This window comes from Planctomycetia bacterium (genome assembly GCA_016795155.1).
Classification (GTDB): Bacteria; Planctomycetota; Planctomycetia; order Gemmatales; family HRBIN36; genus JAEUIE01.
In genome coordinates this window covers 121,841-137,313 of record JAEUIE010000002.1, presented here as the reverse complement: position 1 = coordinate 137,313, position 15,473 = coordinate 121,841, and the positions used below count along the sequence as shown (strand labels likewise).

General features: G+C 51.8%; 11 protein-coding genes. 10 read left to right on the top strand and 1 reads right to left on the bottom strand.

What is annotated here, in order from left to right:
* Nucleotides 1-137: 137 nt before the first annotated feature.
* From JNJ77_00595 to JNJ77_00550, 10 genes are all read left to right on the top strand, one after another.
* Nucleotides 138-2,168 carry an efflux RND transporter periplasmic adaptor subunit gene (locus JNJ77_00595; GenBank protein MBL8821053.1) on the top strand — a complete coding sequence of 677 codons (2,031 nt, stop codon included), beginning with the start codon at nt 138-140 and terminating at the stop codon, nt 2,166-2,168.
* Between the two features lie 50 nt (nt 2,169-2,218).
* Complete coding sequence (locus tag JNJ77_00590) at nt 2,219-4,276, top strand: HlyD family efflux transporter periplasmic adaptor subunit (GenBank protein ID MBL8821052.1); 2,058 nt, start codon at nt 2,219-2,221, stop codon at nt 4,274-4,276.
* A gap of 18 nt (nt 4,277-4,294) precedes the next feature.
* Nucleotides 4,295-6,517 carry an efflux RND transporter periplasmic adaptor subunit gene (locus tag JNJ77_00585; GenBank protein ID MBL8821051.1) on the top strand — a complete coding sequence of 741 codons (2,223 nt, stop codon included), beginning with the start codon at nt 4,295-4,297 and terminating at the stop codon, nt 6,515-6,517.
* Nucleotides 6,518-6,625: 108 nt separating this feature from the next.
* Complete coding sequence (locus tag JNJ77_00580; GenBank protein MBL8821050.1) at nt 6,626-7,324, top strand: response regulator; 699 nt, start codon at nt 6,626-6,628, stop codon at nt 7,322-7,324.
* A 3-nt stretch (nt 7,325-7,327) separates the two neighbouring features.
* Entirely contained in the window at nt 7,328-7,777 is a 450-nt protein-coding gene (locus tag JNJ77_00575; protein MBL8821049.1) for a hypothetical protein, read from the top strand.
* A gap of 145 nt (nt 7,778-7,922) precedes the next feature.
* The gene (smpB, locus tag JNJ77_00570) at nt 7,923-8,402 is read left to right on the top strand and encodes an SsrA-binding protein SmpB (GenBank protein MBL8821048.1); all 480 of its coding nucleotides are present in this window, start codon (nt 7,923-7,925) and stop codon (nt 8,400-8,402) included.
* 32 nt (nt 8,403-8,434) lie between these two features.
* The gene (locus tag JNJ77_00565) at nt 8,435-9,469 is read left to right on the top strand and encodes a glycosyltransferase family 4 protein (GenBank protein ID MBL8821047.1); all 1,035 of its coding nucleotides are present in this window, start codon (nt 8,435-8,437) and stop codon (nt 9,467-9,469) included.
* Complete coding sequence (locus tag JNJ77_00560) at nt 9,466-11,115, top strand: hypothetical protein (GenBank protein ID MBL8821046.1); 1,650 nt, start codon at nt 9,466-9,468, stop codon at nt 11,113-11,115. The genes JNJ77_00565 and JNJ77_00560 overlap by 4 nt, the downstream gene beginning before the upstream one ends.
* Nucleotides 11,116-11,191: 76 nt before the next feature.
* On the top strand, nt 11,192-12,532 hold the full coding sequence (locus JNJ77_00555) for an MFS transporter (GenBank protein MBL8821045.1): 1,341 nt from the start codon (nt 11,192-11,194) through the stop codon (nt 12,530-12,532).
* Between the two features lie 11 nt (nt 12,533-12,543).
* Entirely contained in the window at nt 12,544-13,023 is a 480-nt protein-coding gene (locus JNJ77_00550; protein ID MBL8821044.1) for a GNAT family N-acetyltransferase, read from the top strand.
* A gap of 38 nt (nt 13,024-13,061) precedes the next feature.
* Here JNJ77_00550 and JNJ77_00545 read toward each other — a convergent pair whose 3' ends face one another.
* A complete protein-coding gene (locus JNJ77_00545) occupies nt 13,062-15,260 on the bottom strand; it encodes a trypsin-like peptidase domain-containing protein (protein MBL8821043.1) in 2,199 nt (732 codons plus the stop codon).
* Between the last annotated feature and the right edge of the window lie 213 nt (nt 15,261-15,473).

Sequence of the window (15,473 nt, the reverse complement as noted above, 5' to 3'; positions counted from 1 at the left end):
CGCAAATTACCAAACAGGTGGTTTGTTCCGGATTTAACGACGAAGGCTGTGCTTGGCGCAGCTTCTCACAACCCGTATAGTCACTTTCGGCAGATTAGGCATGCGTTTTCGCATGTTCGCGATCCGGAGGAAAGCCAGTGAGTGCGAACCCCATCGATCCGGTTGAAGAGAAAAGGCAGCAGATCAATCAACTGATTGAGGAAATCGCCCGCCTTGCCGAATCGACCATGAGTCCTCCTGAGTTTGGTCAGGAGTTTCTCCAGCGTATCCTGCTCGCATTGGCCACCAATGTTGGCGCCATCTGGCTGCGCACGCCCCAGGGCAATCTGCAACAGCAGTACCAGATTGGCATTGCAGATCTCAATCTCGATAACATTGAGGGCGCTCGCGCCAGCCACGATCAGGTGCTCCGTGCTGTCATCGAGCAGGGTAAACCCATTTCCATGCCTCCCAAGAGCGGGCCTGGCTTGATGGAAGGCGCCCCTGCCCCGGCTAACCTCACCAATATGATCCTGCTCCTCGCTCCCATTGTCATTGAACGACAGGTGCAGGGCATCCTGGAAGTTGCCCTGGAGCCGAACCGCAACCCGGCGGCTATCCGCGGCTTCCTGCAGTTCATGACAGACATGTGCTCCTACGCAGGCAACTATTTCCGCAATCAGCAGTTCCGCACTGTCCTTGGTCAGCAGCAGGTCTGGACACAACTCGAAGCTTTCACCAAGCAGATTCACAGTACGCTGAACCTTCGCGAAGCCACTTTCGTGATGGTCAACGAAAGCCGACGGCTTCTCGCGGTTGATCGAATCAGTGTAGCCAGCCGTCTGGGTGGCAACACGCAGATCGAAGCGGTCAGTGGGGCTGATGTCGTCGAAAAGCGCAGCAGTCTGATTCAGTGCATGAAACAGTTATGCGATGCCGTCCTGGTCTGGAACGACAGACTGGTCTACAACGGTGAACGGGATGAAACACTGCCCCCCAAGGTTCTGACAGCACTCGATAAATACCTGGCGGAAAGCAACAGCAAGATGCTGATTGTCGCTCCGCTCCGTGATGACCGCGAAGACAAGGAACGACCCTGCCGATCCGCCATGGTCATCGAGTGTTTCGAACCAAATCTGACTGCAGAAGCATTGCTGGCACGCATCGATGTGCTGATCAAGCACTCGGCCCCAGCGATGTACAACGTATTGGAGCATCACCGGGTCCCCTTCCGATGGGCCTTGCTACCTATTGCCAACATCCGCGATTCCTTACGTGGCAAACGTGGCACCTGGGCCATGGTGATTGCAGCTGCTGCAGCACTGCTTGTTGCTGCCCTGGTACTCATCCCCTGGCCACTGCGCCTTTTTGCCAAGGGTAACCTGGTGCCCAAAGACAGGCATACGATCACGGCCATGTTTGAAGGCAAAGCCGAACCCATGGTCCGCCATGGCGACCGCGTCAGTGTCGGACAGGAACTGCTGCGAATCGATTCCAAAGACCTCCGTGCCAAAATGATCGAGCTTCGCAGCGATTACGATACCAACAGCAAAATGCGGGCACGGGCGGCGGCAGCACTCAATCAACCTGGCTTATCTCTTGAACAGCAGGATCAATACCGGGGCATGTTGATTGAAAGCGAATCCAACATGCGCAAGGCCAAGGAATCCCTTGAAACCTTCACCAAGTATACTGGCGGCGATCTCTTCTCCGTACGTTCACCGATTGATGGCGTCGTCACCACGTTCGACGTTACCGATCTGAAAGGCAAGACCGTCAAGCCGGGTGAAAAGCTGCTCGAAGTCGCCAAGATCGATGGTGCCTGGGAAGTACAGCTCAATATTCCTGAAGCCCACATTGGCAAAATCCGTGAAGCACTGAATCAGTCAGAAAAACGGCAACTCGATGTCAGACTCTGGATCAGCACCGAACCCAATACCTACTACCAGGGCACGCTTAATGAAAATGGCATGGGTGGCATGGTGAGTCATATCACCGAAAGCGAAGTGGTGCTCAAATGCCGCGTGGAAATCGGCGACGATCTGCGTGCCAAGATCGAACAGCTCAAAGGTGATGGCATGCCGGTCGAAGTCATGGTGCAGGCCAAGGTCAATTGTGGCCAGCGTTCCATCGGCTATGTCTGGTTTTATCAACTCTGGGAGTTTTTCTTCGAACACATTGTCTTTTAATGTGGATTCGAAACACTCTTCCCCAACACACAGATATCGACAGGTGACTTATGTGGCGTTTTGTTGGCTTCGTACTTCTGGTGCTCGCAGGATTGGCAGCGGTCTTTTATTACAAAGGCCAGGCTGAGGATAACAAACTGATTCAGACCATGCAGAAGGAAGCTGCGAAACAGGTCGTTGCTACCCCGCTTGATGCGGCCAAATCGCCTGTCGTCAATGTCACCACCACCAGCGAAATGATCAGCAGCATCAAAACTGGTGGCGCCATTGTCATTCCTGCCGAACTCAAACCCAAAGAGGAAATGGATCTCACCTTTGAAGTCGAAAATGCCAATGCCTCGATTCTTGAAATTCCTAAAGGCATTGGCAGTGAAGTAAAGCCCGGCGATACTCTGGTAATCCTCGAAGACATTCTCGCCAAAGCTCGACTTGATGCGCAGCGCATCCAGGCTGGTGAAATCAGTGAATCCAAGATCAAGGCAGCTGAAAATGCTCTGGAGGTCTATGTCAAGGAAGTCGCTCGCCAGGAACAGATGATCAAAACCGGCGCCACCAGTCAGTCTGAACTTGATCTGGCACTTGCCCGCCGCAATCAGGCTCAGCATGACATTGTCAAAGCCAAAAGTGAACAGAAATTTGAACAAGCCCGGCTTATCGAAGTCGAACGGCAGCATGCGCTGTTCCAGATCAAATCGCGTATCCCTGGAAAAGTCATCAAAGTCTATAAGAAGGTGGGCAACAGCGTTCGCAATGGCGAATCCATCCTGCAGGTAATCAACGACAAATCCCTGATTGTGGAAGGTGCTTTTGAATCAGGCTTCTCGGAAAGTCTTCGTGAAGGCATGACCGTCATCCTGGAACCCGATAACGATCGCGAAGCCAAGTTTGTTTACAACGGCCACACCGGACCTGTCACCGGCTTGGCTCTGGCGCCTCTTTCACGCTTCCTGGCATCCTCCAGCGACGATGGTTCTGTCATTTTGTGGGATATGCATGCCGTCTCCTCGCTGCCCTGGGTTCGACTGGAACGAGGCGATCAGCGTCGAGTCGCCTGTAAATGCGTGGCAGTATCACCTGCTGTCAATAACGACAGTTACCAGATCCTGGCAGGTTTTGCCGATGGCTCCGTCATTCAATGGACTGTCAAAATCACCGGCACTACCCCACCCAAGGTGGAAGCCAAGACGCTTGATAAAGTGCACGATCAATCAGTAAATACCATCGCTTTCCGCAGTGACGGCAAATATGCAGCCTCAGGCAGTGACGATCGCCGTGTTGCCATCTGGAATGTGAATGATGGCAAGAAACTCTATTGGGTGCAGGCCGATGTCGCAGGACACGCCAGCACGCATTTCGGCGGCATTACCTCAGTTATCTTCAGCAAGGATGGCCAGTATCTGCTGACCTCGGGAACTGATAATGCCATCCGTCGCTGGAAACTTGGCCCCAACAACAGTGAACTGGTCAAGATGGTGATGGGCCGTACCGGCGATGTGCGCCACATCAACCTGGCTGACAATGGCCGTTATCTTTTCTCGGAACATGGCGATGAACTTCGTCTGCTCGATTCACAGACACTGGAACCTGTCAGCGTGCTCAGCAGTCGCCGTCAGGGCCGCTTTGTGCAGTTCGCGGAACTCTCACCCAATGGTGAGTGGGCCGTCGCTGCAACCGATCAGGGCCGCAATCTGCTGATTCGTCTGCCACATCTAGGCAAAGAAACTGATGCATCGGGTGAGATACCTGTTGGTGTACCGGGCAAAACACAGACTTCCACCGAATACTGGCTCAAGGATGCATCCATCGGTGCACACTTCATGTTGCCGGAAGCAGTGCGATCCAATTGTGCACTCTTCCTGCCTTCCGCCAAGCAGACATATGTTTTCATGGGCAGTACCGACAACAAAATCCGTGTCTGGCAGATGCCACCTGCTACTGAATTGACATCACCCATTCTCGCCAAGCTGATTTTCAAAAGTTCGCAGGTCGAAAGTGGCACAGGCCTCATTCGCATTCAAGCGGAATACGACAATTCCGGCAAAACCAGACTGGAGACAGGCAAGCGTGTATCCATGATTGTTTATCCCGATGCTGTGGATTCGAAGTAACTTCAGGAAACGGAATAGATGAATCCGACGCTGAACCTGGGAGAAATCTCCGAGCTCGAACGCCGCAAGAAGGTGCGGGTACGACTGCGTCCGGATCTGCACATCGGCAAGCATAAATACGAAGGCAAAACCTTTTACGTCGTCAAAGATCCTGTTTCACTGCGCTACTATCGCTTCAAGGAACATGAACGGTTTCTGCTCGACTATATGGACGGGGCACGTACTCTCGACGACGCGCAGAAAGCCTTCGAACTGCAATTTCGCCCCGAACGCCTGACGCTGGAAGATCTGGAAGCCTTTACCAGCCAGTTGTTACAAGCGGGGCTGGCACAAAACGAAAATGCCGGTGCAGGCAAACAGTTATTCACACGTTACAAGAAACGACGCAATCGCAAGATCATGCAGTCGTTCATGAACATCTTCTACATCAAGATTCCCCTGTTTGATCCTGATCGCGTTCTGGAGAAGATGGTCCCCCTGTTCGGGTTCATTTTTACCAGATTCTTCCTGTTTCTCTCGATCATGGTCATGCTGGGCGCCGTCATGCTGGTGGCCACCCATTGGAACACTTTTGTTTCCAAGATGCCCGCCTATCACGAGTTCTTTACGCTGAAAACCATGGCCTACCTGTGGGTAGCCCTCGGTGCTGTCAAAGTGATACATGAATTCGGGCATGGGCTTTCATGTAAAACCTTTGGCGGTGAAGTGCATGAGATGGGCCTGCTCTTTCTCGTCTTCTCGCCGTGCATGTACTGTAATGTTTCCGATGCCTGGACCCTGCCCAGCAAATGGCAGCGCATCGTCATCAGCGCCGCGGGCATCTACGTGGAACTGCTGATTGCAGCTCTGGCTACCTTTGTCTGGTGGTCTACCGACAATGGCACATTTGTGAACAACATGTGCATGAGCCTGATGGTCGTCTGCAGCATCAGCACCTTTGTTTTCAATGCCAATCCGTTAATGCGTTTTGACGGCTATTATGTGCTGGCCGACTGGCTTGAAATTCCCAACCTCCGTGAAAAAGCCAACAAATATCTGGGCGAAGTAGTTCAGGAATACTGCCTGGGCATCGAAGTGCCTCCGCAACCCTACATGACTCTGAACCGGAAAATACTGTTTGTCACCTTTGCCATTGTGAGCTGGCTTTATCGCTGGCTCATCACATTCAGCATTCTCGGCTTCATGTACACCTTCCTGGAGCCGTATAAGCTTGGCTCGATCAGTTACCTGCTAGGCACCATTTCCCTTGCTGCCATGCTTGGCATGCCATTGTACAAACTCGGAAAGTCCATACACCGACGTGGGAGAATACCAGATATGAAACCGGCACGTGTTATCATCAGTTCGGTGGTGCTGGTCACCGTGCTTACCACACTCATGCTGATCCCTTTCCCCATGCGGGTGAAAGCCACCACGCTGGTTCAGCCTGACCCCATGTATCAGCGATCAGTCGTAGTCGAAGATGAAGGCAATTTCCTGGCTGAACTGTATGTCAAGGACGGTGAAACGGTCAAAGCAGGTCAGCCTCTCGCCCGCTTCCAGAATCTTGATCTCAGCATTAATTATGAACTGACACTGAATCAGATTCCCCTGGTGAAGAAACAGATTCAATCTCTCATTCAACAGCAGCAATCCAGTGGCAGCCGGGCTGGCCCTATCAGCAATCAGCTGGTCAAAGCTCAGGGTGAACTCGACAAGATGGAGCATAATCAGCAACTGCTCCGCAAGCAGCAGGAACGTCTTGTGCTGCGTGCACCACAGGATGGCACCGTCATGAAGCTCATCCCCAAGGAACAACTGGGCAACCATGTTCCACGAGGCACTGAGCTATGTATCGTGGGCGATGTCACTAAACTGCGAGCCATTTTTCTGGTTGAACCTTCTGATAAAGACCTGATCCAGGAAAATGATGAAGCCCTGCTACGTATCCATGGCTTGGGGTACAACTACTGGAAAGGCCATATCACCAGCATCGCCAATAAGGAAACGGCGGAAATCCCTTATCAGCTTTCTTCCAAGTACGGCGGCGATGTTGCTACCGAAACCAAGGCACTTGAATCAGAACAACGTCAGGTGGAACGTCCGCAAAGCCAGCATTTCATGGTGACGATCAATCTGGATGAACTTTCTCCAGCCATTCACCCAGGCGTTATGGGCAAAGTGAAAGTAATGGTACCGCCGCGTACTCTCGCTTGGCGATTTTATCGTTATCTTAATAGTACCTTAAATTGGAGATTATAAATCGACTTGATAACATTAACTTCTTGTCAAAGCTGAATTGCAACTATATGATTAATTATGGATGTTCACTTGCTATGAATATTCTCAAAAAATTTCGTGAGGTTGCCCATGTTCGATCTTTGGTCCAAACGCGCAAAATTCAATTCTGATAATGGAACTGTCACCGAAGCTGTAGGCGAATCTACCCATCAACTGTTCTACTGTCCAGCTGATGTGCGCATTTTAGTCATTGATGATGAAGCAGCTATTTGCCAAGTCATCGAACGAGCTTTGGCACAACCTCATTTTGCCATTGATACTGTCAATCAACGCGATCAGATTGATGCTGCCCTGCGGAATGGCAACTATAACCTGATCATTATGGATTATGTCCTGCCGGGCATTGATCCGAACTCTCTGTTCGATCAGGTTAAGCTGAATCAACCCGATGCCAGCGTCATTGTCATGACTGGTTATCCGTCCGTTGATAGTGCACTTAGCAGCTTGCGTGCCCGAGCCTACGATTACATCACCAAGCCGTTCGATATCAACAAACTCCGTGAAACGGTTCATCATTGCCTGGAATCAAAAGGCATTCTGAGAATGTCCGAAGATGCCTTGCGTGAGAACCTGGGCAAAGTACTTCGTGAACGTCGTAAAGGCATGGATTTGACGCTGGCTCAACTTTCTGATCGTACCAAGGTTTCACTGGGCTACCTGTCACAGATTGAGCTGGGTAAAAACTCAGCATCTATCGAAACACTCTACAAAATCTGCCTCGGATTAGGCATCAAAATGTCAGAGTTGTTCATTGCCATCAGGGCATAACGCATGATTCAGCTTCAAGGCGAAAAGAGAATAGCAGTTCCAAGTGAACAGCTTTATTCTGAGTTGGCAGATTTACAGAATCTCGTCAAAACTCTGCCTGACATAAAAACTGTTAAGGAAGTGAAAGAAGACCATGCAGTCGTGGTCGTTGCTCCGAACTTGAGTTTCGTAAAGGGTGAGTTGGAAACCACCATCGACCGAACGGTTGCTACACCACCCACGCATGCAACGCTACAAGTAATCTCCAAAGGCATTGGCACTTCCATGAAAGTCAGTGCCTCGTTCAACCTGTCTCAAGTCGAAAATGAAACGTTACTGCAATGGCAGGCCCAGGTACTGGAGTTAGGCGGCTTGCTAAAGCTGGTGCCATCAGGCTTGTTAAAAGGCGCTGCCAATAAAGTGATCGAAGGCTGGCTGACCTCACTGGAACAGCGCCTCAGTAATACTGCATAAGCATTCGGGTCGGGTGACACGGTTTGCGTGTACTCACGCTAACCGTGCCCATCCACTTCATAGTTACTTTGGCGTGATTACCTGGCCTAGACTGCCCTTCCCTCACCCTTCACTTCTCTGCTACACTGCCCACCGGGAGAAGCGTATGGCCGGTAAAGCCGCAGCAGTTAAATCGAACATCAAAGTGATTTGCCGCAACCGTCGCGCTACTCATGAATATGAGCTGATCGAAAAAGTGGAGGCGGGACTGGTTCTTACCGGCACCGAAGTGAAGAGCCTGCGTGAAGGCAAAGCCATGCTGGAAGACGCCTACGCCCGCCTCGATGACAACGAACTATGGCTCATTGGCTGCGAAATCCCCGAATACAAAGAGGGCACCTACAACAACCATAAACCCAAACGGCCTCGCAAGCTCCTGCTGCATCGACGTGAAGTCAACAAGCTCGGTGAAAAGACCCAGCAGAAAGGTTTCACCCTCATCCCTTTGCAGATGTATTTCAAGGATGGCAAAGTGAAACTCGAGCTTGCTGTAGGCAGGGGAAAACAACTGCACGACAAACGGCAAACACTCAAGCAAAAGGATGCTAAACGCGACATCGAGCGTGCCCTGTCACGCCGTCGCTGATTACACCGTTTCATGAAGCATGGATGCGACTCATGAATCTCATTACACTCGGCAAAGAACTGCATCACGCCTGCCTCCGATACCGTATCGAACCGGTACGGGCTGCTCTGCGTATGGAAGGGCACTGGTTCAGCGTACAGACCATGCCCAAGACTCCCTGGGGCCGTTGGTCGCTGTACCATGAATTGAAACGGGTCAGCACGGTGATCGTGCAGCGCAGACTTCTGTCCCCCTGGGAAGTACCATTACTCCGTCGTGCCAGTAAACAGCTCATTTTTGATTTTGACGATGCCTTCTTTCAGCGAAATTCTCTCCATCATCAACCTGAATCGCCGCGCCGTCAGGCTCGCTTCAAAGCCATGGTACAGGCTGCTGACCAGGTATTCGCAGGCAACGCCTGGCTGGCCGAATATGCGAGCCAGTTCACCAGCCATTCCAAAATCAAAATCATGCCCACCTGTGTCGATGTCAGCCGTTATCCACTGGCACAACACGAGCGCAATGGTCTCGGTATCCGTCTGGCATGGATCGGCTCCTCCAGCACATTGAAAGTCTTTGCCCAGCAGCGATCTCTGTGGGCTGCCATTCAACAGGCATTTCCAAGCCTGGAATTTCATCTGATATGTGACCGCTTCCCAAAATGGCCTGAAGTAAAAATCATACCGCACTCCTGGTCCATGGAGACCGAAGCATCGCTGCTGGCATCCTGCGATATTGGCATTGCCTGGATGCCTGACGACTCATGGAATCGCGGTAAATGCGGCTTGAAAGTACTCCAGTACCAGGCTGCTGGTTTGCCAGTCATCACCACTCCCGTCGGCGTTCATCGCTCCATGGTCGAGCCGGAACAGCATGGCTACTGGGCTACGACAGCGGAAGAGTGGATCGCGGCCATTGAAAAGTTAACGCACCAGCCTCGACTCAGACAGCTGATGGGCCAGCGAGGCAGACAGCAGGTGGAACAGCAATACAGCACCACGCAACTCATCAATCGCTGGAAGGTCGCGTTACAGCTTGAAAAACCTGAGACGCTTCAGAATAACTCCACCAACAGGAATGCTGCATGAGTTCCACGTCCTGGAAACAGATTGACTGCGGCACAGAGCGTTGGGTGGTCGATCCCGATTGGCAGCAGCATTTGCTCGGCGAAGAAGGGCTGCGTCTGGAGGAATGGACCCGGGCCGGGAATGTCGAAATCATCAAAGATTCCGAACACCGTACCATTTATCGTGTGGGGTTGCCCGATAAATCGATCTTTGTGAAATACTACCCTGAACAGGATTTCCTCTCGCGTATCAGGCAATGGATCCGTTCCGCCAAGGCATGGATTGAATGGCAGCGCACCCTCGTGCTCCGTGAACGTTCTGTCCCCACCGTGAAACCGGTCGCCGTTGGCAAACACCCCGTGCATGGCAGCTACATTATCACCGAAGAAATTCCACACGCTCAACCATTGCAACAATATTTTCAGCTACACTGGACAGCATGGAAACAAGCGGGACAACATCGCGAATGCCGTCTGCTTATGACGGAAATGGCACGGTTCATCGCCCAGATCATCCAGGGAGGGATCAACCATCACGATCTACATCCCGGTAATATCCTCCTGCACCGCAATGATTTGGGCCAGAGGATCTGGTACCTGATCGATCCCTACAGTGTTGGGACCTTACCGCCCTGTGATCGCAAGTCCTTCCTGAATGCCCTGGTGCTTTTAAGCCATACGTTCTGGTATGAAGTAACCGCACACGATCGCCTGCGTGCCTGGGTCGAATTGCGGCGTGCCAGCGGCTTTCATTTCGAGCGGAAAGAAGAACGCGTATTCCTTGCCGAACTGCATCAGAAAGTGCACCAACAGATTTATTACATCTGGAATGATCGGGCCAATCGCAACACCAAGGCCAACCGTGATTTTTATGAACAGAGTGTCCGGCGTTTCCATGCCTGGGCCAGCCGCAAACTTCCTGCCGATTGGCTTAATGAATTCCTCTTCGATCCAGCCCTGCAAATCCACCATCCCAGGTCCACTATCCTCAAAGTGTCCCGCCATGGGATGGTTGCAGTCCTGCCTGCCGGGAAACAGTCTGTGGTGGTCAAGCAGTTCAAGCCTCGACATGCCGCCGACCGCTGGCTGAGCCGTTATCGACGATCTCCCGCCTACCATTGTTACCGTATGGCGTATCGCCTGGAAACCGCTCAGATTCCCACGGCCCGCCCGCTCGCTGTTGTTGAAAAACGAAGGCACGGCAGGCTGGAAATGAGCTATGTCATCATGGAGCATCTGCAGCAGACTGTTTCCCTGGGCGACTACTGGAGCCAGGCCAGTGATCAACAACGTCAGTCATGCCTGGTCAAACTTGCCGATTTAGTTCAAAGGCTCCACATGTTTCGCATGTCGCATCGCGATTTGAAAGTCATCAATATCCTGGTCCGACAAGCTGAAGAGGCTTCGCCCGATTTATACCTGATCGACCTGCGCGGCGTCTCTCATTCACGCTGGCTGAGCAACAGCAGAAAAAAGAAAGACCTGGCCCGGCTGGCATTGAGTGCCTTGACATCACTCTCAGCCAGCAGAACCGATCTGTTGAGATTCCTCAAACTTTACCTGAAGCCAGAAGAGCAAGCCCATTGGCGAAACTGGTGGAAACCAATTGCTGCGTTGATGAGTATGAAGATAGTTCAGAACCAGAAAAGAAACCGAATTGTCAGTTGACGCTATTACTTGGTTGACAAACACGCCTCCAGAGTTGATAACCAGACAATCAACTTAGTCCACATGAAGGCAGATTATGACATCGCCTGCTGCAGCAGCCTCTCAAAGCAATCCAGTCAAGGGCGCTTACCTGACTCTGGCACTACTGTTTATCATCAACATGCTGAACTATGTTGATCGCTACACTCTCGCAGCGGTCGGGCCTGTAGTTCAGACAGAACTGTTAGCCCATGAAGACTTTCCCAAGACGAAACTGGGGATACTGTTCGGCGTGTTCATGGTCACCTACATGCTGTTCGCTCCGCTCTTTGGCTGGCTGAGTGATCGCTATTCTCGCTGGCGAATCATCGTATTGGGCATCCTACTGTGGAGTGTTGCCACATGGGCCAGTGGGTACGCAACAGGTTTCTGGTCCATGCTGTTCTTTCGCTGCCTGGTCGGGGTTGGTGAGGCAGCCTATGGTCCGGCGGCACCGGCCATCCTGGCTGACATGTTTCCACTGCGGCTTCGAGGCAAAGTCATTGCGATTTTCTACATCGCCATTCCCGTTGGCTCTGCCCTCAGCTTCCTGGTGGCTGGTTATATTCTCGAACACTGGGGCTGGCGGAATGCCTTCCATTTCATGTTGTGGCCCGGTCTGGTGCTGGCGCTTCTCTGCCTGTTCATGCGTGAACCCAAACGGGGAGAAGTGGATGGAGGAGTCGTTGAAAAGCCACTCCCACCCACCTGGGCTGATTACAAGCTCATCCTGCAAACCCGCTCGTTTGTCTACTGCGTACTCGGCATGACTGCCATGACCTTCGTCATGGGTGGAATCATCAACTGGATGCCCGATTACATGCTCGGACGCGAAGTAGACGAAGGAGCTGTTGCCGGCATCAACCTTCAGGATGATGCACAGAAAGAAAAGGCGCTGGCTCCCATCAATCAAAAGATGGGGATCGTGATTATACTTTCTGGGTTGCTGTCCACGATGTTCGGTGCCTGGCTGGCTGATCGCTTGCAGAAGAAGTACAGCGGCGCCTATTTCCTGGTCTCTGCCGTCGGTATGTTCCTGGGCTTCCTCTTTTTCCTGGCTGTTCTCTACCTGCCCTTACAGTATGCCTGGTACGCCATCTTCCTGGCCATCTGTTGTTTGTTTCTCAACACCGGGCCTACCAATACCATCCTTGCCAATGTGGTACATCCCTCCATGCGACAGATGGCGGTGGCCATCTGCATTCTGGTCATCCACACTTTCGGCGATGTAATCTCCCCTTCCATCATCGGCTTCCTTGCAGAAACCACTGGTAGCCTGAAGAACGCATTCCTCATCATCTCAGGCCTCATCGTCGTCAGTGGATTACTCTGGTGGATGGGAGTCAGATACCTGCAGAAAGATACCGAACTTGCACCAACAAGAATTACGACGAAATAAACGAGAAAGCCATGATCCGACAAGCCACCCCCGACGATTTACCCCTCATCGCTCAACTTATTCGCGACCTGGCTGAATACGAAAAACTCAGCCAGGATGTCGTCTTCTCAGAAGCAAAACTGAACGAGCATCTCTTCGGCCCACGACCGTATGCAGAAGTGATCATCGCTGAACAGGATGGCGTCGGAGTCGGGTTTGCACTCTTCTTCCATAACTTCTCCACATTTCTGGGCCAGCCCGGCATCTATCTGGAAGATCTGTTCGTGAAACCTGAATGCCGGGGCCAGGGGCATGGCAAAGAGTTGCTGGCAACACTCGCCAAACTCGCAATGGAGCGTGGCTGTGGCCGACTCGAATGGGCCGTCCTCGACTGGAATAAACCCGCCATCGGATTCTACGAATCACTGGGTGCCCGGCCGAATGATGAATGGACCGTCTATCGGCTCACAGGAGAATCGTTGATAAATTTATCTCAAAGCAAAACAGGCTAGCCCATGCCAGCCTGTTGCTTCAGTTCATCAGTTGTTTCTCAGTCTTTCTTCTTGTCCCCCTCCTTCAACTTTTCAATAAGAGGCTGAAGGGTCTTGTAGGTTATTGCATAGGAACAGGTGCGATCGAACCGGGCGATATTGAGGCCTATAGCCTGCCCTGCCAGGTTCAACAGCGGGCCACCCATCTGCTGTGAACGAAGCGCTGCATCGTGAGTCAAAGCTTCCGGGAAATCATCCTTACGCTTGCTCACGCCGGCAGCACGCTCAAACAGGGCGGTCTGGAAATCGCTACCACGTCCTAGAGCCTGGTTAGCAAAGATTTCACTGCGTGAACCGAGCTTGACCTCGATTTTCAGCGTCTCTTCTTTCTCCTCCTTAGGATTCTTGCGTTTGATTTCCAGAGTTACTTTGTCGCCTGGATTCATCTTACTCAGCATCTGTTGCACTTTTTCACGGCTGTTAACTTCCTTGCCGTTCACTGAAACAATCACGTCGCCTAACTTGATGCCAGCTTTATCGGCCGGACCATTCTTGGTGATTGAACTCAGTTGTGGCTGTTCGGATATATTGTCAAACGTTACTCCCAGAACAGCTCGATTAGCTGGAATGCTGCTGCCAATTTCGCGGGTCGTATTGCTGACGATACTCAGAGCTACCTGCTTTTCAGCCTTCGTATCCAGCGTCGGGCTGATGAGAAGGGCGCCAGGAGTAGGATCGGACTGTGATGCCCAGGTTATGGGTACCAGATCCTTCGCATCAATCTTCAGCAACGCCAGATCGTATTCGTCACTCTTGCCCACCAGCTTGGCATCATATTCCTTGCCATTGATGGTGCAGTAGTATTCTTTCTTCAATTCGCTGGCCTTGGTAAGAATGTAACCATCCTTACTGATGATAGTACCCAGAATACTCGGCTTGTCTTCAAAGGCTCCATCCACTCCGTTGTAAATATTCACCAGGCTCTTGGTGATAGGCTTGGTGATCGAAGAAAGTGCTTCTACCAGCTTGGGAGAGTTCTTGGCATCCTCCTTATCCAATTGCAACTCGCCACCACTTTGAAACGCTTTCCTGCGGCGTTCTACTGCCTTGGCCATAATGGCATTGTATTCCTCTTCCGTTTCCGGAGTTTTTTCGTACTCCCAAACTCCGTCAGGCCTCTGGTAGCCATGCTTTTTCAGGAATGCTTCCAGTTCTTCCGAGGGGTTCTCGAATGTACGTGGGCCTTCCTGCATCTTGGCAGTGATTTCCTTCTCTTCTCCATCTCGCAGGACCAGCAACCGTACTTCATTGCCGGATCGTTTACGACGGAGTCGATTGTAAACATCATCTGCCTTATTGATGTCATTACCATCAATGTTAACAATGATATCGCCAACCTGAAGACCTGCCTTGGCTGCCCCGCTGTTCTTCGAAACTTCGGCAATGCGCACCTTGCCATCCTTATCTTCAGGCTTGATGCCCAGTTGCGATCTGCTGCCCGCACCATTGCTGAACATGCGACCGGAAACCTTACTGGCCATCATCGCATCCCAGCGCTTGGTGAAGTCGTCCACAGCTACATGACGGTTTTCAGTGGTATCAGGGCTGATGTTACTGTGAATGCCAATCACTTCGCCATCCATATTGAACAGCGGGCCACCCGAATCGCCGGGGGCTACCGTGGCATCGGTCCGAATCCACAAAGCCCCGGCATCGCGGTGAGGCAGGCTCAAAATCCGGCCTAATCGAATCGGCGGCTTGCGATCAGGTCGATAACCACCGGGGTTGCCAATAGCCATCACCCAGTCGCCTTTTTTCAGGTTGGCTGATTTCCCCATCTTCACGAATGGGTACTTGCCCTTTTCGGTAATCTGTGCCAGGCCTGCATCAACCTGCTTATCTGCCCCCAGGGCCTTGGCGCGAACGCGCTTGCCATCACTAAAATGAACAATCATTTCTTCGCCTGGAGCGGGTACGACGTGACCTGCCGTTAGAATCAAGCCATCTTCGCTGACAATGACACCACTGCCAGCCCCCATGCCCCGAACGATGCTCAGGCCGACGGTAGCCTGAACCAGGGGGGGGGCCAATGAGATGGTTTTCTGTTCCAGATTGCGAATAGACTCAATCTTGGGATTGTTTTCCCGTGCTTCATTACCTGGTGTGCCAGCGGTGGTGCAGGTGATCAAACCCAGGCAGAACAACGATAATAACATGATGCGTTGGTAATTGGATTGAGGTACAAAACGATTGGTCATAGGGTCGTTTCTCCCAGCAGATTGGTCTGCATAAGCCTACCATACAGAAAGGCTGGCTGTGCTATCCTGCACTATTATTCGGCGCATCCAGACTGTCAGTGTCAGTTTTCCTGAGCGTTGGCGGTAAAACTGTCAGTAACGTCAGTCCTTAACAGCCTATTTTCTTGTCGTTTCAATTGCAACAAGAACCTTGCAACATCTGGTAAGAAGTTG